Below are 20,777 nucleotides of genomic sequence, written 5' to 3'. Positions count from 1 at the left end.
ACTGATATAATATTTAATGGGGTTTTGACCTGAACAGTGTTGTTCCCTTTTGTCAAAACAAGTATATAAAATGACCTATGTCAGATTGGGTCTCGTTTGGCTCATCGTGGTTCATCATGGTTCAAAACGGAAGGAGTTGTGCTTCGTGGAATTTAAAGATTTTTTCTCAATACTGAAAAAGCGAATATCTGATGGTGCAGATGTTCCTTTTTTTTTCCGTGATTTGATTGCCATGATTACAGATGTGTCAGAGGAAGAATGGGCTACACAGAAGGACCCGTCGACTAAACTGACAAAAGAAAACACGCTTCGAAATTATTCAAAGCGTGGATTAAGCAAAAAGTTTGCAGAGAGTATTGTTTACAGACTTGATAGAAATTTGTTTGTTGAATCAATTAATCAAAGGTCTGTAACGGTAAGAGAACTTTTGGCAGACGATTTCAAGGCGTATGACGCAACAGCAACGGAAGCAAATATAGGTGAGCTTTTAGCGGATTGCTTCATTGAGATAATTCGTTCTTCGGCTGGCCTTGTTCAGCAGAGTGTTCTTGAAAAACAAGCACAGCAGAAAAATGCATTAGAATTGAAAAATAAATATGGGGATTATCTTGTGAACGAAGCGAATCACACCTGTCCATTTCCGGGATGCGGAAGAGAGCTTATGATTTCGAGAGCTGGCAAGATAGCTTCATCTTACGAAGTATCTCTAATAGATAAGAAAAAAGCGCCAGAAGTAAATAATCTTCTTGCGCTATGTCCAAACTGTTACGCTACATATTCAATTGATTCCAGCACAAAGGTTACGAAGCAATTGATTGGAGTAAAAAAGATTTTGGTTGGGCATGGACAAAACGTAGCACTATTGGAAAACTTGTCACTTGAAAAAGGAATAGTTGATGTCCTGAAAAAGGTTAAAAAACTGAATCAGAAGGATTTATCTAATGCTTCTCTTGACCCTAAAGAGATAACACAGAAAATAAGTCCTGAAGATGATTTTGCACTATACATGACAATCAATTCCTATGTAAATGCGTATTATGTTCGCATTAGGGAAATTATGACAAATGCAGATAAGCGTGGTGAGATTGATTATGATGAAGTGCAAGACCAAATACATGCTATGTATAAGAAATTAAAGAAAGCAAAGAAGTCGAAGGTCGATATTTTTAATGAAATCGCACAGAAAATCCATAAGGTTAGTCTGATGGATGAGATTTTGTGCCAGATTGTAGTATCGTACTTTGTTCAGAGCTGTGAGGTATTCGATGCAATTACCTAATAAATTATATTCATATAAAAAGAGTACGTTAGCACAGATTCCAATTGTGCTTGACGCAATTAAGAATGGACCAGTACCGGTTGTTGATTTGTACAAGCAAATCAGACCGTTACTGGATGATGCAACAGATTTTATGTCTGTTATGGATTGTCTGTATGCTTTAGGAGCTACAGACATAAATGATGAGGGAGAGGTGTTCATATGCTTATAGAAATGAAGTCTCCAGCGTTTAAGGAAAAGGGTAAGGAACGACCTCCTATCATATTTAGGGAAGGCTTAAATGTAATTCTGGGTAAGAACGATGGAGCTATGTCAATAGGTAAGTCATCAGCGTTACTGGCAATTGATTTTGTATTCGGTGGAGATACTTATGTTAAAAGTGATGGCGTTAAACAGGAAGGTAATCACTCAATATTCTTTGCATTTGAGTTTAATGGTATCAGATATTATTTTGAGAGAAATACCGGTGATAGTGATACCTTCTATATTTGTGATAATCATTATCGTAGAACTGATAAGACTTATACGAAAACAGAGTTTGCGAATTGGTTAAAGGTTAACTACAACATGGATTTTGCCGGAATATCATTTAGGAAAGCTCTTAGTAGTTTCTTCAGAATCTATGGAAAGAAGAACCATGATGAACTTAATCCGCTACAAGGAATTCCGGGTCAAAATATGGAAAAATCTATCAATGTTATTTTGACGCTTTTTGATAAGTATAAGGATATCGAAGTGTTCAAACAGAGCGTTGATGAACATAAAAATAGACTTGCTGCCTACAATACTGCAAGAAAATATGAGTTTATCTCCAATTTAGTCGGTGGAAAAAAGAAGTATGAAGAAAATCTTCAGGAAATTCGCGCGTTAGAACAGGAATTGGGAACTTTAATGGAGGTTGCAGAAAAAGGTCATACTGATGAAGAAATTGAGAAAAATAAACGCAAAGCGGAATTAACAACAATAAAGCTTAATTTAGAGACACTGCTACAATCAAAAGAAATGCGACTCAGACTTGTTAATATGAGCTTAGAATATGGGTTGTATCCGACAGAGGCAGATATAGCTGCATTACAACAATACTTTCCGACAGTGAATCTTCGAAAGCTATATGAAGTGGAGCAGTACCATCGGAAATTAGCAAAAATATTAGACGGACAGTTTAAAAGTGAACAGAATGCTATAAAGGGTGAAATTGATATCATAAAAGAACAATTGGAAATAGTAAACACCCAAATAAAAGAACTTGGATTTGTCGGTAATATTTCTAAAGAATTTTTGGATAAACATTCTGCTATCACAGGAGAAATAAATGCATTGAGAACCCAGAATCAGGCGTTCTTAAAGCAAAAAGAATTGCAGGAAGCAAAGGCCAATGCGGATGAAGTTTTAAGACGTAGCATTGAAGATATCTTGAGAGAAATTGAAGTAACTCTGAACGATAAAATGAAAGAGTTTAATGATTCCTTGTTTTCGACTCAGCGTAAGCCACCGTATATCCACTTCAATCGTTATGATAGTTATAAATTTGAAACGCCTATGGATACGGGAACAGGATCAAATTATAAAGGAATGATAGTTTATGATCTGGCGATGCTTTTTTCTACAGCACTTCCGGCGTTGGCACATGATTCGTTGTTGTTTAAAAATCTCGAAAAGAATGTCGAGGATGGAATTATAAAAATCTATAATAGCACAAAGAAACAAGTGTTTATTGCTTATGACAAGCAGGGTGATTGCAGACCGGAGACTAGGGATATTCTAGAGAGGAATTGTGTTCTTCGTCTTTCAAATGATAATTGTGAACTGTATGGAAGGTCATGGAATATAGAGGAGTAAAACCAGTATGAAGATGAGTTATAACAAATTATGGAAGTTACTGATTGATAAAAATATGAAAAAATCAGATTTGAGAAAGAATGCAGGAATCAGTTCATCTTCACTTGCAAAACTAGGTAAAGATGAAAATGTTACTACAGAAGTATTAGCAAAAATCTGTAACGAACTCAAATGTGATGTCGGGGATATTATGGAATTCATACCGGATGAAAATGAATAAACGCTCGTTTAGCTAAGGAAGGGATCTGCAAATGAAAACAAAAAGCTTGCCACCCTATGCGCCTACTTTAATTGAGTCAACAAGGGCTATTGGATATTCTCTTGAGGCTGCAGTGGCAGATATTATTGATAACAGTATCGCAGCAAATGCAAAGAATGTTGATATCTATTTTTTTCCGGTAGACGGTGCATATATTGCAATTCTCGATAATGGAAAAGGAATGACCGAAGAAGAAATTGATGTTGCGATGCAATATGGAAGTAAGAATCCAACTGAAGAAAGGGATAAAAAAGATTTAGGACGCTTTGGCTTAGGACTAAAAACTGCATCTTTATCTCAGTGTAGATGTCTGACTGTCATTTCTAAGCAAGGAGATAATTTGGAAGGACGTCAATGGGATATAGATCATGTTACAGAAGTAGGAGATTGGTCCTTAAATGTTCTTGATGAGGAAGATATCCAACAAATACCTCAGTTTGATGAATTGATAAAATACGAATCAGGCACATTAGTAGTCTGGCAAAAATTAGATCGTCTCAAGGCTGGCGAGATCAATTTTGAACTATCGTTAGGACGTAAAATTGATAGAGTCAGAGATCAACTTTCTCTTGTTTACCACAGATATTTAGCGGGTGAATCAGGGATCACAAAACTTAAACTGTCAATTAACGGAGAAAAAATTAAAGGAATTGACCCATTTTTGACGGAGAAAAGTGTTCAAGCCATGGATGATGAAACATTAGTTATTCAGGGCAATAAGATATTAGTGAGACCGTATATTCTTCCTCACATATCTAAGCTGACATCAGATGAAATTAAAATGCTTGGTGGGAAGGATGGACTTCGAAAACAACAAGGGTTTTATGTATACAGGAACAAAAGATTGTTGGTTTGGGGTACTTGGTTCAGAATGATGAGGCAAGGAGACTTATCAAAACTTGCCAGAATCCGTGTTGATATCCCAAACACATTAGATGATCTGTGGTCTCTAGACATAAAGAAATCGTCCGCATTGCCTCCAGCAGAAGTTAGAAAGAATTTGGAGATAATTATTAATCAAATTGCTGAACGGAGCAAAAGAACGTGGACTTTCAGAGGTAAAAAGGAAATAAGTGATACAGAAACTCACGTTTGGAACCGCATGAAAAATAAGCAAGGCGGATTTTATTATGAAGTTAATCGCGAGCATCCACTTGTGCAACAAATGATTAAAGCACATCCCGATATAGAGGTGTCATTAAATGCATTGTTGCAACAGATTGAGATGGGACTGCCTCTTAATCAATTATATGTGGATTTGAATAATGATGAGCAAATTACCAATGATAATGAGCAGTCAGATGTAGAAATAGTAAAATCACTACAGGAAATGATTACGATGTGTGTTGACAAGCAAGAAAAATGTAATCTGCTTGATGCCATTGCTTGTATTGATCCATATTCGTCACATCTTGATATAGTAGAGAAACTTAAGGAGGAGATTTTGAAAAATGATTAATCCAAATGTCGAACAATTAGAAAGTTTAATCTCCGCAGTTGTTAACAATCTTTATAAGGAAGTTCCACCTACAGAAGATGAATTTTTGGAGAAAGCAACTTTGTTAAGAAATACAAATGCATCTATTATGCCGGTTTCAGATGATGAATTCGCAGAGATAATTTCTAGACTCAAGCAATCATTAGTCATCCAGATGGATGTAGGAGTATATATTAACGATCGTAATAACGGGCATCAGTCCTGGTTGCCTTCCAAGAGAGCAGATTTCGATTTCTTCTTTTGGAATAGATACAAGAAGTATCTGGAAGAAATTAAACATTGGAATCCAAGAGTTACAACAAATCTAGGAAAAGTTTCTGATGAAATATTAGATTTATGTGGCGATCCATCAGAAGATCATTTTGCAATAAAAGGGCTGGTGCTTGGTGACGTGCAGTCTGGTAAAACGGCTAATTACACAGCTATTTGCAATAAAGCAGCAGATACTGGTTATCGAATTATTATTGTTTTAGCTGGTATGCAGGAGAACTTACGTAAGCAAACACAAGAAAGATTAGATGCCGAATGCACCGGAAGAAAGAGCGAATATTATCTGGATCCTAAAGCTGAACAGGGTATAAAGAATCAGCCGGTCGGAGTAGGAAGATATGGAACAGATAAAAAAATCGTTGCGTTTACTTCTGTAACTAAAGATTTTGATAGCGGTATTCTGAGAAACAATAATTTGGGCATCGAAAATGTTAATTGTCCTGTTATTTTAGTGGTGAAGAAGAATAAAAGGATTTTGAATAACTTAATCAAGTGGCTGTCAGATAATAATACGCAAAATGCTGCCGGACAGATTGATCTTCCGCTTATGCTAATTGATGATGAGGCTGACAACGCATCAGTTAATACGAAAGACGAAGATTCTCAGCCTGCTGCAATTAATGACTGTATCAGACGTTTATTGAATTTATTCAGTAAAACTACTTATTTAGGTATTACAGCAACGCCTTTTGCAAATATTTTTATTGATCCGGAAAAAGACGATGATCTCTTTCCAGCTGATTTTATTTATGCGCTGTCTGCTCCTACTAATTATATTGGCGCGGATAGGATATTTGGTGAAAATTCTGATAGCGATCACATGCTCCAAGAGATTGATATAGAAGAGTTAGAAGCGTGCTTCCCTCCGAAACATAAAAAAGACTTTGTGGTAGAAGATTTGCCAGAGGATTTATATGAAGCCGCATATTATTTCTTGTTGCTAAATGCAATTCGTGACTATAGAGGTGATCTTACAGAACATAGATCTATGATGGTACATATAAGCCTTTATACCAATGTTCAAAATCAGATACAAGAAATGCTGAATGTTTGGTTAGATCAGGTAAAATCGGATGTTAGAAACTATGCTAAATTACCACTTTCTCAAAGTGAAAAAATCAGAAACATAAAAGCAATGCATGTTGTTTGGGACAAGTATCATTTGAGCGGAATTGTGGGAATAGAATGGGAAAACTTGCTTAAAAATTATTTGCATAAGGCAATTTCCCCTATTGAAGTTCGTGCGGTAAATATGAAAACTGGTGCTGCAAGCTTAGACTATTTTAATCATAAGAATGATGGTTTACGAGTGATTGCAGTAGGTGGAAATAGTATGTCTAGAGGTTTGACATTAGAGGGCCTTGGCGTAACATATTTCCATCGTAATACAAAGATGTATGATACTTTGTTGCAGATGGGGCGTTGGTTCGGATATAGACCAAACTATGGGGATGTTGCAAAGGTATGGATGACACCAGAAGCAATCGATTGGTACGGACAGATTACTAGAGCAACAGTTGAACTTAAGGAAGAAATCTCGAAAATGAGAAACGCGAATCAAACTCCTAGAGACTTTGGCCTGAAAGTTCGACAAGATCCTGGCGCATTAATCGTGACCGCGCGAAACAAAATGCGTACAGCAACTGATTTGACGTGTCCTGTTACAGTCTCTGGTAATTTACTTGAGACACCTAGATTAAAAGCATCAAAAAACATTTTGGCTTCAAATGAGACAGCATTCAAGAATTTTGTAAATTCATTGAGTAGTATTGGAGATAGATTTTTTGATGAAGAGCGTACGAGAGGACATTATTACTGGAAAAATGTTCCTGGGGATAATATTGCTCAATTATTGCTAGATTTCGAGACAAATCCATGGCATTTGAGTTTCAATGGTAGGGCACTTGCGGAATTTATAGAGAGTCATCATTGGAGCAATGGATGGGATGTAGTATTGATAAAATCTGGAACCGGTATTCCATACGATGAGCCGTTGCAGTGTGGTGAAGAAATATTAGAGATCGAAGGGACAGAAAAAAGAAAAATTTTAGCTGATAAGAAAATGATCAGTGTGAGTGGTACTAAGTTACGTGTTGGAGCTGGTGGATGCACACGAATTGGATTAACGAAAAAAGAGATTCAAGATGCGGAAGAAGCATATAGAAACATACCAGGAAATGAGAATAAGAAAAATATTCCGGACAAAGCGTATTTGATAGCCAACAGAGATCCTATTTTAATGCTACATATAATACAAGCCGATTATTCAAAGTCTGAGAATAAAGATTTACCTGAATTTTTATTCGCGTTAGGAGTGGGATTCCCTAAAACTAGTGGCTCCACTGAAACTGCAAATTATAAGGTTAACTTAATTGAGTTGCGAAATTGGGTGGACGTTTATGACAATTATGATGACGATGAGGATATGTAATGAGTGGTAAAGAAAATGAATTAAGAGAAAAGTGGAATACTATTAATTACTATTCTAGTGGAGCATTGAAATTATCTGTAAAGCATCCGCTTGAGTGGTATGTTCGATATGCAACACCGGAGCATAAGTCTGTCGTAATAGTGAGCCAAAAGGCAATTAAAAAAATAGATTCGTCAAAATGTATCGATGCTTCATGTAATCAGAGGAAGGATGGAAAATATGCAATTTCCTTTACATTGATGGATCGAAAACAGGAAGATGTTTTCATAACAATGGCAGGAGATATTATCGAGTATTCCAATGTAGAAACTGATGATATTGCATTGCTTAAAGTATTGCGCAGATATAACGCATGGTTAAAACTATTAGACCATAAAAGCAATGCGGTATTAGGTAGTAATACACAGAAAGGTCTCATTGGAGAGTTGTTGTTCCTGAAGGAAAAAATAGAAAATGGAATGCTACCGTCTGTTGCTTTAGCAGGCTGGGTTGGTTCAGAAGGAGCAGATCAAGATTTTGTATATGCAGATTGTTGGCATGAGATTAAATCTACAGGTGCTTCATCTTCAGAAATATCAATTTCTTCTGTTGAGCAATTAGATAGAAATGATGAAGGAGAATTGGTTATTTATCGTATCGATAAATGTGCACCGGATCAACCAAAATCATTCACGTTATATGGATTGGTTCATGAGGTAATAGAGTTGATTTCACGACACGGCGAAAATCCAGATGAGCTAATATTAAAACTTGGCGCCGCAGGTTATATTGACATGAAAGAATATGATAAACAGAATTTTAGTGTGTCCTCAAAGCAAATATACACTGTAAATGAATCATTTCCGAGAATACGGAGAGTTGATGTTCCGACAGAAATAACGAATGCTGTTTATCAGATAGATATCCCTAGCATAAAAAGCTGGGAAAAGTAACGAAAATGGGAGGATGTTAGCATGGATTCTACCGAATTTAAAAAAGATTTTATAGAGAGTATAAAAACTGCTGCAGCAGTTACAGGAGAAGGGTCATGTGCATCCTTTGTAGATAATATGGCGCAGTATCTAATTGATGCTGAGGCGTTATCAGATTTCACACCGTCTTTTTATAAAGGCAAAAGTGGGCGTAGTAATTATAGAGTAGACGGTTATGTATACGATGAATTCGATAATACGATGAATCTTATTATTGCGGATTTTGATGGTAATGATTTGGAACGCCGACTTACCGGAACAGCTGCGAATAAGGATTTTGGCTTGCTTATGAAATTTCTTGATGCAGCATTGACAACTAATTTATATCAAGAAATAGAGATGAGTACACCATGTGCAGACTTAGTAGATCTTTTAAGGTATAACAAAAAGGCGATTCGTAAATATCGTTTTCTTGTATTTACCGATGCAGATCTGAGTGCTGCTATAAAGACCGTAGAAATTGATGACTATAATTCTATTCCGGTAGAAGGTCAGATATGGGATATTGATCGTTTGTTCAGAGTCTGTTGTTCAGAGCAAGGCCGTCAGATTATTGAGATTGACTTTAAGGAATATTGTGGTGAAGGTATTCCGTGTATAGAAGCTAGCTCAGCGTCTACAGAACAGTACAGTAGCTATCTGGGAGTAATTCCTGGAACTGTTTTGGCTGATATATATGACAAGTATGGAAGTAAACTTTTGGAGGGAAATGTAAGATCATTCTTATCTACTAAAGTGGCGGTCAATAAGAAAATAAGAGGGACTATCTTGAACAATCCGCAGATGTTTTTTGCGTTTAATAACGGTATATCAGCAACTGCAATGGATGTTGAGATAGAGGATACAAACCATGGAAGATTTATCACCTTTGTTAGAGATTTTCAGATTATTAATGGTGGACAGACAACGGCCTCTATTTCAAATGCAAGATATAAAGACAAAGCAGATTTGTCATCTATTTTTGTGCAAATGAAATTGACTTCAATTGATGAATCAACACCAGAAGAGTCAGACGAGTTGATCAGAAATATTTCTAGATCATCAAACAGTCAGAATAAGGTTAGTGATGCAGACTTTTTTGCATCTCATCCATTTCATCGTCGTATGGAACAAATATCAAGACACTTATTTGCACCGGCATCTGAAGGTGCACAGTATGAAACGAAATGGTTTTATGAAAGAGCAAGAGGACAATATCTGCAAGAGCAAATGCGCTTGACACCTGCAAAGAAAAAACAATTTGAGTTGCAACATCCTAAAAATAAGGTAATTAAGAAAACAGATCTTGCAAAGGTTCAGAATACATGGAGAGGATTCCCTCAGGTTGTAAGTAAGGGTGCGCAGACCAATTTTAATTCGTTTGCAGAGTACATTGATGAGCAATGGAATGCAAATGAGGAGCAGTTTAATGAGAGATATTTCCAAACTACTGCAGCCTTGATTCTTTTGTTCCAATATTTAGAGAAGACTATACCAAAACAGCCTTGGTACGAGGGTGGATACCGTGCAAATATCATATATTACACATTGGCACAATTTAGAAGATTGTTACATAGCCAATATCAAGGACAAGAACTTGATTTGATGTTGATATGGAATAGGCAGAGTGTGCCCGAACAAGTGGGTACAGTTTTAATAGCATTGGCAGAGTTGGTCCTTTTGCGAATAACGGATCCGTCAAGAAAAGTCGCAAACGTTACTCAGTGGTGTAAGAGAAATGATTGTTGGGAAGATGTAAAGAAGATACATATTGATATTCCTGAAGATATTGAGAATTGTTTAATTACTATCGATGAACAGAAGGCTGCACAGAAATCCGCTAAGAAAGAGCAAAAGGTTGTAAATGAAATTCAGGCACAGACAACGGTTGTTAATTGTCCTGTAGAAATGTGGATGCGATTATCGGAGTTTGTTGTTAGAAATCATATGGTTACACCTACTGATGTGTCTGCATTAGCGATTGCATGTAAAATGCCTGCTAAAATACCAAATACATATCAATGCAAACGCTTACTGGCATTGTTGCGCAAAGCCTCCGAAGAAGGCTTTAATACTGAAGCGTAAGATGGAGGAACTATGTTTAATACAATAGATTTGTTTGCAGGTGCCGGGGGATTGAGCCTGGGATTTATGCAAACAAAAAAATTCGATATAAAAGTTGCATATGAATTTAATCCTGCAATGCAGGAAACCTATAAGAAAAATCATCCGGGAGTAGCTGTATTTGGTGATGTTAGAGATGCTAACTATGCAGAAATAAAAGAAAAATATGGCGATATTGATGTTGTGATTGGAGGACCGCCTTGTCAGGGATTTTCTAATGCAAATAGGCAAAAGAATCATGCAATTAGTCAGAATAATTCCCTGGTGAAACAGTATATTAGAGCAATCTTGGAATTAAGACCAAAAGCATTCGTAATGGAAAATGTGAGTATGCTTAGATCGGATGTTCACAGATTCTACTTATGTGAGGATGACCTAGAATTAGTGGATAGCAATGTGATTGAAACTGCTAATACGGAGTTGGTTTTACTGGATGCTGAGTTTATGTTTGATGGGGCGATTAATGTTGTGCAGTCTGAGCAAGAAATTGCTCGATATAAATGGGATGATTTTGATTATCTCGAATTGAACGTCATCTATAAAGCGTCTAAGAATGTAACCAAATTTAAAGATGTATTGGAAAAGCACAGACCGCGTTTGATAAAAATATCAGAAAAGCACACCGAGCGAAATGAAGATGATTTCATTATCAACGCTGATAGTGTTGCGTTTAATGCAATGCTGGATTATTACGCTGGAAAAATAGAAGAATCTCAGATCAAGACACTAATTGAACCGGCAATTATGTACCAAAGAATGATAAGTAAGGCGCAGGAAATATTTGAAAACGATATTGTGGTCGATAGCTATACCGACAATAAAGGACTGATAGCTAATATACGTTCATATGCAGTTTTTGATTATTTAAAGGCAAAGCTAAAGGGGGCCAATGATGACGACGGATATGCAATTTCGGCAGATGTTCTTTCTGCAACTCAATTTGGAGCTCCGCAAAAAAGAATGCGTTTTGTAGTAATGGGTATTCGTAAAGATATTACTGATGAAGTGAAACTTCCGGAAGGAAAATTTAAAGATGGTCCATATAGGACAGTTGCGGACGCGATTAAAGATTTAGAAGATATTGAGCCGGTCTATAATGTATCTGATGATAAAAATGGCATAAAGCTACAAGCTAAAACTGATTTAAGTGATTTGGCTCAGGCACTTCGTGATTCTAAGATATTGCATAATCATATTATAACGAAAACGACACCAACAGCTATGGAGCGTTTTAAAGCGTTAGATCAGGGACAAAATTTTCATTCCTTATCTGATGAAATGAAAACAAACACTTATACAGATGTTACAAGAACCCAGAACACGATCTATCTTCGTTTAAAATACGATGAGCCGTCCGGTACCGTTGTCAATGTGCGTAAATCAATGTGGGTGCATCCTACAAAAGACAGAGCAGTAAGTATAAGAGAAGCAGCTCGTTTGCAGACCTTCCCGGATAGTTTCGTTTTTTGTGGAACAAAGGATAAGCAATATCAGCAGGTAGGAAATGCGGTGCCGCCTATAATGGCAAAAGCTATAGCAAAGAAATTAGCTAACCAGCTTAATAAAGCATTATCAAAGAACTAAGGAGATACTTATGAGCCGAAGAGCATACTATTTTAATTCTATAACCAACTTTATATTAGAGGATGATGAGTCTGTTCTCGGTCAATTATTGATTAATGACGAGTTTGAGACTACCGATCTCCAAAAGATGGCTTGGAGATCGGAGATTCAAATTTTAAAGGAACAATTAGTCAAATTTTCTCAAGGTGACATTATTTTCGAATATACCATACCAAGAATGGGACACAGAGTAGATGTGATATGCATAATAGAGGGAATTATTTTTCTCCTAGAGTTTAAAGTGGGAGATAAAGAGTACAAGAAAACTACCACAGATCAGGTGATGGATTATGCATTGGATTTGAAATACTTTCATGATAAAAGTAGGGCAAGGTATCTTGTTCCGATCAATGTTTCAACGAAGGCGGCAGAGAAACAGAATGAATATTACTGTATGGCAGATAATATTTATAACACTCTTTTTTGTAATGAAGACAATATTGGCAGTACTATTCGAAAAACTATTTCGATAATTAATGACACGTCATTATCTGCACTGGAGTGGATAAATTCAAGATACGCTCCTACACCGACCATCATTGAAGCTGCGCAAGCATTGTATAGAAAACATGGTGTTGAAGATATTTCTAGGAATGATGCTGGTGCAAAGAATTTAACGATAACAACAGAGGCAATTTCTAATATAATTGATCAGTGTAAGATAAACAACGAGAAAGCTATATGTTTTGTTACAGGAGTCCCTGGTGCTGGAAAAACACTTGCTGGCTTGAATATAGCAAACGAACGTCATCATTTTAATGAAGATGAACATGCTGTTTTTCTTTCGGGAAATGGTCCACTGGTTGATGTTTTGCAAAATGCGCTCGCAATAGATCGCGCGGATAGAGAAGGCATAACTAAGAAAAGTGCCCTTCGAGAAACGAAAGCCTTTATTCAAATTATTCATAAGTTTAGAGATGAGGCTTTGACTACGGATATGGCACCAGTAGAGAAGGTTGCAATTTTTGATGAGGCTCAAAGAGCATGGAATAAAGAGTCGCTCACTGATTTTATGAAGCGGAAAAAAGGGATACCCGATTTTAATCAGTCAGAACCTGAATTTTTGATTAGCATTATGGACCGACATAGAGATTGGGCCGTTATAGTTTGTCTTGTAGGTGGTGGACAAGAAATATATAATGGAGAAGCAGGAATTCAGGATTGGTTTGAAACTTTGGCAGATAATTATCCAGACTGGAGGATATATCTGTCGGATAAAATTACAGATACAGAATACGTAGGAAAATCAGATATCTCGACATTATTGCATGGACGAGAGTATTACTGCATTTCCGATTTGCATCTAGGGGTTTCGTTACGCTCGTTCAGAAGCGAAAAATTAGCTCTTTTTGTGAAACTGTTGTTAGATGAAAGGGCGGAAGAAGCTCAAAATGTTTATTGCGAGCTTAAACAATCATATCCGATTTTTCTGACACGAGATTTTGAAATTGCAAAAAAATGGGTGAAAGATCAGGCTCGTGGAACAGAAAGATATGGACTTTTAGCAAGCTCAGAAGGAAAAAGATTGCGAGCTGAAGGTATATGGGTTCCATCAGATATAAATCATATAGGGTGGTTTTTGAATGGAAAGGACAATGTTGACTCATCGTATTACTTAGAAGTGGCGGCGTCTGAATTTAAAGTGCAAGGTTTAGAGGTTGATTATGCAATACTAGCATGGGATGCTGATTTTAGATATACGACTGAAGGTTTTGATTATTTCAAGTTCAGAGGCACGAAGTGGAATCATGTCAATCAGGAACAAAGGCAGAGATACCTAAAAAATGCTTATCGAGTTTTGCTAACCAGAGCAAGACAGGGATTGATTATATATGTTCCTGAAGGTTCAGAAGAAGATCCATCAAGAAACAGAGATTATTATGATAAAACTTTTCAATATTTGAAGAGCGCTGGAATGGAAGAAATCTAAGGGGTGATATTTTGAAGGATACAAAATATGAAGATTTAAATAAAACATTAGCAGCAGTTGGGAAAGCTGTATTTGTAAATTTCTATTATGACTTTAAGGATTTTTCCATTCCGAGTGATGAATTAGCAAAAAAGATTTATTCCGAGAATCCGGGTTCAAAATCGACAAGTCAGAATTTCCGAATACCTAGAGCAAGGCACATATTTGAGTTGGGTCAGGAACAAGATGCATTGCGAATTATCATTGATAGCAAACGTGTTGATGCACAAGCGATAGAAAAGGCAAAAAAAGTTCTTGATAAAGAGACTAAGATGGATAATTTTTTAGTTGAGTCTGTAGAAGAACGACAGTTTATAGAGTGCTTTAATAAGGATTTCCAATATGATAATAGTCCCAAATCAGCTCCTGCGAAAGTAGAAAGAACGCAGTGTATATATCCTCGAAAAAAAGAGGTGTCCAAAAATGCATTGAGATATGCCAATTATTTATGTGAAGTAGATAGCAATCATTTTGTATTTAAAAGAAAGAATAGCCAAAACAATTATACTGAGCCGCATCACTTGGTGCCATTATCTGCGTATTGTGATTTTCCAAATGTTGATTTAGATCGAGAGCAAAATATCGTGTCTCTTTGTAGCAATTGTCATAACCTCTTGCATTACGGTGCTACATACAAAGATATACTATATGGTTTATATCTTCAAAGGAAAGAACTTTTAGCGCAGATAGGAATAGTGATATCTTTTGAACAGCTATTAAGTTACTATTAAGTATATTAATTTTGCTACAGAAATCGAATTTCAAACGAATTTCAAAACTTATTTTTTACTGATAGAACTTGAACTAACGAGAATGGTTATCAGTTTAGTCTATGATAATCAAGGTCGAGTGCATGGGAATTACACAGTTCTAAAGCTTGTGAAAGTGCCGTTGACCTATCCCCTGCACACGAAACCGCCAGGGTTGAGGCAACGGGAATTGCTGGCTGCTGAAGTCGTCACTATAATAGTAAATACAAAGAAAAACGCTGACCACTTCCCTGTTGCAAACGAGGTTTAGACAGGGAAATGGAAAGCAATAGTGTAGGTACATTTTGGATTGTAAAAACCGTGGATATGTTTCCGAGAACGAACGGAAATTGGTTGAAGGATTGGCGCAATCTAAAATATGCCGACATCAATCAGGGCCAATCGAGCCATGTTGAGACGGTAGTATTGCTTTCCAAACTTAAGACGAAAAAACATGTCGACATAGAATTGCAAGCCGATGAGTTGGATTTAACTTCTTCAGAGTGTAAAATAACTTACAACAATATAAAACAATATGTTTTTGATAAGTACGGATTTAAGGTTTCGAACTTATATATAGCACAGGTAAAAGAAAAGTGTGGAATTAGAGAAAGAGAAAATTATAACAAATCTAAAAATAATGCTTCAAGACAACCAAGTTGTCCAATAGAAAAAGAAGAGGCAATCAAAGATGCGTTTAAATATTTTAAGATGATTTAGTGGGATAAAAGGGTTTTAAATAGTAGAGGTGTAATAATGGCTAATATTGAAAGTATTAAACAAAAAATACTACAACTGGATGCAGGTTCATTTCAAAATCTTTGTGATTCTTATTTATATAAAATAGGCTATCCGAGTATAGTATCTCTTGGTGGAGAAGCAGGTACACGAAAGACCACTTTAGGTACACCTGATACTTATTTTGTTGCATCAAATGGAAAGTATGTTTTTGTTGAATACACAACTCAAAGGACAAACTTATTCGCAAAAATTAGGGATGACCTTGAAAAATGTCTTGATACAGCAAAGACAGGTGTTCCGCATGATAAAATCTCTGAAATTATTTATTGCCATACTTCATCAAACCTTACACCCTTTCAAGATAGTGAAGTAAAAAACCTATGTGAAGATGTTGGAGTTAAGCTTACAATTATTGGAATTGATAAGCTTGCAGAAGATATATATCTTTTTCATCATAATCTTTCACGTGATTTTTTAGGAATATCAATAAGTACGGATCAAATTCAATCATATGATGAATTTGTTAATAGTTACAACTCAAATAGAATGGCTGCTCCAATTGATACTAAATTTTTATTCAGAGAAAAAGAATTTCAAGATATTGGCGATGCTTATCTGAAAGTGGATGTTGTTATACTCAGTGGTTTGGCAGGCACGGGAAAAACCCGTTTAGCTTTGCATTATGTAAAAAATCATCCAGATACTAAGAATGAAAAGACCTACTGTATTCACAGTAATGCATTACCAATATATGAGGATTTGAAACTTTTTTTAGACAGACCGGGAAACTATTTTCTTTTTATCGATGATGCAAATCAATTGTCAGGACTGCAGCATATTATCCGTTACGTTAGTATGAAACCAGAGGGATATAATGTAAAAATACTTATTACAGTGAGGGATTATGCACTTCAAAAAGTAATAAACGATGTTCGAGAAATCACTTCGTATGAAATTGTGAATGTAAATGTATTTTCAGATAACGAGATTAAGGAATTACTTAAAACTTCATTGGGCATTTTGAATCAAGACTATCAAGAACGAATTATAAGAATTGCAGAAGGAAATGCTCGTATTGCTATACTTGCTGGGAAGGTGGCATGCAGTTCAAATCGTTTGGAGTCTATTGATGATGTGTCACAATTATATGAAGATTATTATGGCGCTGCTTTAGAAGATAATCAATTACTTGTTAACAAAGATATGTGTATAACTGCTGGTTTAATTGCTTTTCTGGAAGCAATTCATTTAGAACGCATTGATGCACTTCTACCGATTTTACAGGAAAAAGGGTTAAGTCGAGATAGTTTTATTGAAAATATACGTATGCTTCACGAGCAAGAAATTGTCGATCTTTGTAATGATAAAGCTGTTCATTTCTCTGAGCAATGTTTGTCTAATTATTTATTAAAATATGTTTTCTTTGATAAAAAATTACTTAGTTTGTCGGAAATGATTAAAACTTGTTTTTCAAGCTACAGAGAGAGAACTATCTCTTCCGTTAATACGCTACTTAATATTTTTAGAAATAAAGTTCTTTTAAATTTTGTGGAGAAAGAAATAAAGTTATTATGGGATAACTTATCAGCAGAAAAATCGCCAATCTTCTTTGAATTTGTAAAAGTCTTTTTTCGTATTAATCCTACGGAAACACTTTTGCTTTTACAAAATGAAATTGAGTCTGAAGAAAGAGTGATTTGTGATTGGAGCGATATAGATACTGAAAAAGGAAAAAACTATCAGTATGTAGAAAACGATATTATTAAAATTCTCGGTGGATTTGCAGATATGACTGATTTGCCAACAGCCTGTGATTTGTTCTTTCAATATTATCTAAAGCGACCAGATTTATTTATGGAATTTTATCATGCAGTTAATACATATTTTGGCATTCACAGGGATTCTGTGTACTATGATTTTTACACTCAAATAACTTTTTTTGAAAAAATGAAAGAATATTCAGAAGACTGGAATGAAGAACTTATTGTTAGATTCTTTTTGCAAATAGCGGAAGAATTTTTGAAATTACATTTTTCCCCAGCAGAGGAAAGACGAAAAAATATAGTAACCATATATCAAATTCCATTAGTTATGTCTGAAGGTGTTGAAAAATATCGAAATTTAATTTGGGAATCTTTATCTTCTTTGTGTGAAATTGAAAGATATAGAGTAAAAGTTAGAAAAATTCTCAGTTCTTATGGTGACATTATCGAGGACGGAAGCATTCCCGTTTTGCAATTTGATTTAAAATATATCAAATTAATTTTGAAGTCAAATTTTTTGCCAGATAAATTAGAAAATTGTCTTTTGGCGGAAAAAATAGTGCAAGTTCTTAGTATCGTAGATTGTTCTTGTGAATCCTTGTTTTCTGAATATTTTGAAGGAGAGAGCTTTCAATTATATTGTCTTCTTAAAGGACCAGATTACAAAATAGAAGTTGCTTACGAAGAACGTGAAAAACTAAAGCAGAAATCAATTAATCAATACACTTCCAATTGTGATTTAGAAATGTTTAAGAAGCTAATCGATGTTTGTAGTGATATTTCTGAATTTGATGCTCATTCATCTTGGAAGGTTGGTGAAGGATTAGGTATTGCTTTTGATGCTATTTCTGATAAAAAAGATTGCTATGTTGATGCAATTAAATATTATATAAAAAATGATACACCAATCAATTTACATCCATATCATTTAGTAGATACTCTATTTTCCTTATTGTCCGATTTGGAAGTGCATGAAATTATTATTGGTGAAGAGTATAGTCAGAAAAATGTTTGGGTATATGCATATTATCATGAATTACCGCCAGAATTAATTACAGAAAAACATCTACATGGGCTTTATGCCTTTTTGAAAGATACTTCTGATGGAGATATTACTTCATCATCAATGCGTGATGTGGATTTTCTTGAGAAGTATAATGTAATAGATGAACTAGCATTAATAGAAGGTTGCAAAATTATTTTGACAAAAAAAGAATATTCCCTCTTTATAGTGGATATTTATTTTGGTTTGTTATTTAATTGTTATCATAATACACCAAAGGAAGTGATTCAAAAATTTAATTGTAATTTAGAATTGCTTGAGGAAATATATTGTACATTGTTGTTATATGATAATCATCATGATTATGATGGACAATTTTTGAAGGAAATATATTCGGTTAGATCTTCTATACTGGACAAGTATATAGACTATTTAATAAATAGGGACTCTTTTAGAGACAATCAAGAAAGGCATTGTTGCTTTTTTGATTTGGACGATTTTGTAGAAATATATAATAAAATTTTTGAGCAATTGATAAGAAACTGCCAATATTCTACGTTGTCAGTACCGTATTTTTTGGAATCTTTATTATTGCCAAAACAAAATGAGAAAAAGTTGTTAGAAAGACAAGATATGTGGATTCGGCAATGTATTCAACGATTCTGTGATGATGAAACAAAAATGTATTGCCTATTTTCAGTTGTGTCAAAATTAGAGTTCGAAAGAAAAAAAGAGTATATAGTGCTCTTTCTTGAGAATAATCCGTTGTTTGAAGACTTTGAAAGGGTACCATTAATACCTACTTCATGGAGCTGGTCAGGCAGTGCAGTACCTATGTATTCAGCTTGGATTGAATTTCTCGAATCATTGTTACCGAACTGTATAGGTTTAAAGTGGATAAAACATAAAAACTATATTGAAACAAAAATTGGTTATTTAAAAGAGCGAATTGAATCGGAGCAAATAGATGAAATCTTAAGAGGATAATTCATAAATATAAAAGTAGAAAGGAAATCAAATGGCAGAGAAAAGTAAAGATGATTTAAACATTACAGACAGTGAAATCATCATATATCAAACAGAAGATGGACAGACTACAATAGATGTAAAATTTGAAGATGAGACAGTTTGGCTTACACAGGCACAATTATGTGAACTCTATCAAACCAGTAAATCTAATATCAGCGAGCATATTAAGCATATTTTTGAAGAGGAAGAGTTAGATGAAAAATCAGTTGTTCGGAAATTCCGAACAACTGCAGCTGATGGAAAAAGCTATAATACAATACACTATAATCTTGATATGATTATATCTCTTGGATACAGGATAAAATCTAAAATTGCCACAAATTTTCGTCGTTGGGCTACCGAACGCCTTAAAGAGTATATGATAAAAGGCTTTACAATGGACGATGAACGACTGAAAAATCTGGGTGGCGGTAATTACTGGAAGGAGTTATTAGACCGCATTCGGGATATTCGTTCCTCTGAAAAGGTTATGTATCGTCAAGTGCTTGATTTGTATGCAACAAGTGTTGACTATAATCCTAAGAGTAGTGAGTCTATTGCATTTTTTAAGATAGTACAAAACAAATTGCACTATGCAGCACATGGTCATATAGTAGCGGAAGTTATATATGAGCGTGCAGATGCAAGTCAGCCTTTTATGGGATTAAAAAGTATTTCTGGTGATTTTCCTGCACTAAAAGATATAAGTATTGCAAAGAATTATCTTAATGATAAAGAATTGAAAATTCTAAATAATATCGTATCGGGTTACTTTGATTTTGCAGAAATTCAGGCTATGCGTCATAATCCTATGTATATGGCAGACTATGTGGAGCATCTGGATAACGTTTTAAGAACTACGGGTGAAAATGTATTGCAGGGGGCGGGAACAATTAGTCATGCACAGGCAATCGAGAAAGCAACAGAAGAGTATAGAAAATATCAAGTACAGAACTTGTCACCGGTTGAACAGGACTATTTTGAAAGTATTAAAAATATTCAAAGCACAGTTAAAAAGAACAGTAAGAAATAAAGAAAAAATGTTTTGCCACATAGATGACGAAATTAAAGGGAGTTTTTAGATACTAGTGCAAATATAAGTTTGGACAAAGATACTCATGTTGAGAGTGTAGTATTGATGTCAAGGGTACATAAATAAAGTGTAGAAATAACCTGAAAACAAGCACTTCCCACGGTTTTAGGTTTAGCAGCCTACCGGAAGTCCTGCCACAGATTTTTCTTCTGAGGAACATATCCCCTGCCTTTATCCA

14 protein-coding genes are annotated in these 20,777 nt (G+C 35.2%); all 14 read left to right on the top strand.

What is annotated here, in order from left to right; translation table 11 throughout:
- The first annotated feature begins 145 nt into the window (after positions 1-145).
- The 14 genes from ACESPQ_RS18205 to ACESPQ_RS18140 all read left to right on the top strand — a co-directional run bounded on the left by ACESPQ_RS18205 (position 146) and on the right by ACESPQ_RS18140 (position 20,539).
- Complete coding sequence (locus tag ACESPQ_RS18205) at positions 146-1,279, top strand: ABC-three component system protein (protein ID WP_109771083.1); 1,134 nt, start codon at positions 146-148, stop codon at positions 1,277-1,279.
- Complete coding sequence (locus ACESPQ_RS18200) at positions 1,266-1,490, top strand: ABC-three component system middle component 7 (protein WP_109771084.1); 225 nt, start codon at positions 1,266-1,268, stop codon at positions 1,488-1,490. Before ACESPQ_RS18205 ends, ACESPQ_RS18200 begins: the two co-directional genes overlap by 14 nt.
- Positions 1,481-3,118, top strand: coding sequence for a DUF2326 domain-containing protein (locus ACESPQ_RS18195; protein WP_109771085.1), 1,638 nt, complete (start codon positions 1,481-1,483; stop codon positions 3,116-3,118). The genes ACESPQ_RS18200 and ACESPQ_RS18195 overlap by 10 nt, the downstream gene beginning before the upstream one ends.
- A 7-nt stretch (positions 3,119-3,125) precedes the next feature.
- Complete coding sequence (locus ACESPQ_RS18190; RefSeq protein ID WP_109771086.1) at positions 3,126-3,338, top strand: helix-turn-helix domain-containing protein; 213 nt, start codon at positions 3,126-3,128, stop codon at positions 3,336-3,338.
- Positions 3,339-3,369: 31 nt separating this feature from the next.
- Positions 3,370-4,836, top strand: coding sequence for an ATP-binding protein (locus tag ACESPQ_RS18185; RefSeq protein ID WP_109771087.1), 1,467 nt, complete (start codon positions 3,370-3,372; stop codon positions 4,834-4,836).
- Positions 4,829-7,576: a Z1 domain-containing protein gene (locus tag ACESPQ_RS18180; protein ID WP_109771088.1), complete on the top strand. Its 2,748-nt coding sequence runs from the start codon at positions 4,829-4,831 to the stop codon at positions 7,574-7,576. Before ACESPQ_RS18185 ends, ACESPQ_RS18180 begins: the two co-directional genes overlap by 8 nt.
- Complete coding sequence (locus tag ACESPQ_RS18175; protein ID WP_109771089.1) at positions 7,576-8,508, top strand: PD-(D/E)XK motif protein; 933 nt, start codon at positions 7,576-7,578, stop codon at positions 8,506-8,508. Before ACESPQ_RS18180 ends, ACESPQ_RS18175 begins: the two co-directional genes overlap by 1 nt.
- Positions 8,509-8,529: 21 nt before the next feature.
- A complete protein-coding gene (locus tag ACESPQ_RS18170; RefSeq protein ID WP_109771090.1) occupies positions 8,530-10,611 on the top strand; it encodes an AIPR family protein in 2,082 nt (693 codons plus the stop codon).
- Between the two features lie 12 nt (positions 10,612-10,623).
- Positions 10,624-12,234 carry a DNA cytosine methyltransferase gene (locus ACESPQ_RS18165; protein WP_109771091.1) on the top strand — a complete coding sequence of 537 codons (1,611 nt, stop codon included), beginning with the start codon at positions 10,624-10,626 and terminating at the stop codon, positions 12,232-12,234.
- 10 nt (positions 12,235-12,244) lie between these two features.
- Positions 12,245-14,203 carry a DUF2075 domain-containing protein gene (locus ACESPQ_RS18160; protein ID WP_373144678.1) on the top strand — a complete coding sequence of 653 codons (1,959 nt, stop codon included), beginning with the start codon at positions 12,245-12,247 and terminating at the stop codon, positions 14,201-14,203.
- Between the two features lie 11 nt (positions 14,204-14,214).
- Positions 14,215-14,973, top strand: coding sequence for an HNH endonuclease (locus ACESPQ_RS18155; protein ID WP_109771093.1), 759 nt, complete (start codon positions 14,215-14,217; stop codon positions 14,971-14,973).
- A gap of 297 nt (positions 14,974-15,270) precedes the next feature.
- Complete coding sequence (locus ACESPQ_RS18150; protein WP_181392555.1) at positions 15,271-15,711, top strand: RNA methyltransferase; 441 nt, start codon at positions 15,271-15,273, stop codon at positions 15,709-15,711.
- Between the two features lie 36 nt (positions 15,712-15,747).
- Positions 15,748-19,485, top strand: a complete 3,738-nt coding sequence (locus tag ACESPQ_RS18145) for a hypothetical protein (RefSeq protein WP_373144676.1) — start codon at positions 15,748-15,750, stop codon at positions 19,483-19,485.
- Between the two features lie 31 nt (positions 19,486-19,516).
- Positions 19,517-20,539: a virulence RhuM family protein gene (locus ACESPQ_RS18140; protein WP_109771094.1), complete on the top strand. Its 1,023-nt coding sequence runs from the start codon at positions 19,517-19,519 to the stop codon at positions 20,537-20,539.
- Positions 20,540-20,777 lie beyond the last annotated feature (238 nt).

Origin of the sequence: Clostridium sp. HGF2 (assembly GCF_964240115.1) — a bacterium.
GTDB classification, from domain to species: domain Bacteria; phylum Bacillota_I; class Bacilli_A; order Erysipelotrichales; family Erysipelotrichaceae; genus Clostridium_AQ; species Clostridium_AQ innocuum.
The sequence above is the reverse complement of the archived record's forward strand: the minus strand, read 5'-3'. Positions and strand labels throughout refer to the sequence as shown.

What these genes read in the sequence shown, in the direction of transcription:
- ACESPQ_RS18200 (WP_109771084.1), top strand. Translation starts at nt 1,266, where the DNA reads ATGCAATTACCTAATAAATTATATTCATATAAAAAGAGTACGTTAGCA.
- ACESPQ_RS18195 (WP_109771085.1), top strand. Translation starts at nt 1,481, where the DNA reads ATGCTTATAGAAATGAAGTCTCCAGCGTTTAAGGAAAAGGGTAAGGAA.
- ACESPQ_RS18190 (WP_109771086.1), top strand. Translation starts at nt 3,126, where the DNA reads ATGAAGATGAGTTATAACAAATTATGGAAGTTACTGATTGATAAAAAT.
- ACESPQ_RS18185 (WP_109771087.1), top strand. Translation starts at nt 3,370, where the DNA reads ATGAAAACAAAAAGCTTGCCACCCTATGCGCCTACTTTAATTGAGTCA.
- ACESPQ_RS18180 (WP_109771088.1), top strand. Translation starts at nt 4,829, where the DNA reads ATGATTAATCCAAATGTCGAACAATTAGAAAGTTTAATCTCCGCAGTT.
- ACESPQ_RS18175 (WP_109771089.1), top strand. Translation starts at nt 7,576, where the DNA reads ATGAGTGGTAAAGAAAATGAATTAAGAGAAAAGTGGAATACTATTAAT.
- ACESPQ_RS18170 (WP_109771090.1), top strand. Translation starts at nt 8,530, where the DNA reads ATGGATTCTACCGAATTTAAAAAAGATTTTATAGAGAGTATAAAAACT.
- ACESPQ_RS18165 (WP_109771091.1), top strand. Translation starts at nt 10,624, where the DNA reads ATGTTTAATACAATAGATTTGTTTGCAGGTGCCGGGGGATTGAGCCTG.
- ACESPQ_RS18160 (WP_373144678.1), top strand. Translation starts at nt 12,245, where the DNA reads ATGAGCCGAAGAGCATACTATTTTAATTCTATAACCAACTTTATATTA.
- ACESPQ_RS18150 (WP_181392555.1), top strand. Translation starts at nt 15,271, where the DNA reads ATGGAAAGCAATAGTGTAGGTACATTTTGGATTGTAAAAACCGTGGAT.
- ACESPQ_RS18145 (WP_373144676.1), top strand. Translation starts at nt 15,748, where the DNA reads ATGGCTAATATTGAAAGTATTAAACAAAAAATACTACAACTGGATGCA.
- ACESPQ_RS18140 (WP_109771094.1), top strand. Translation starts at nt 19,517, where the DNA reads ATGGCAGAGAAAAGTAAAGATGATTTAAACATTACAGACAGTGAAATC.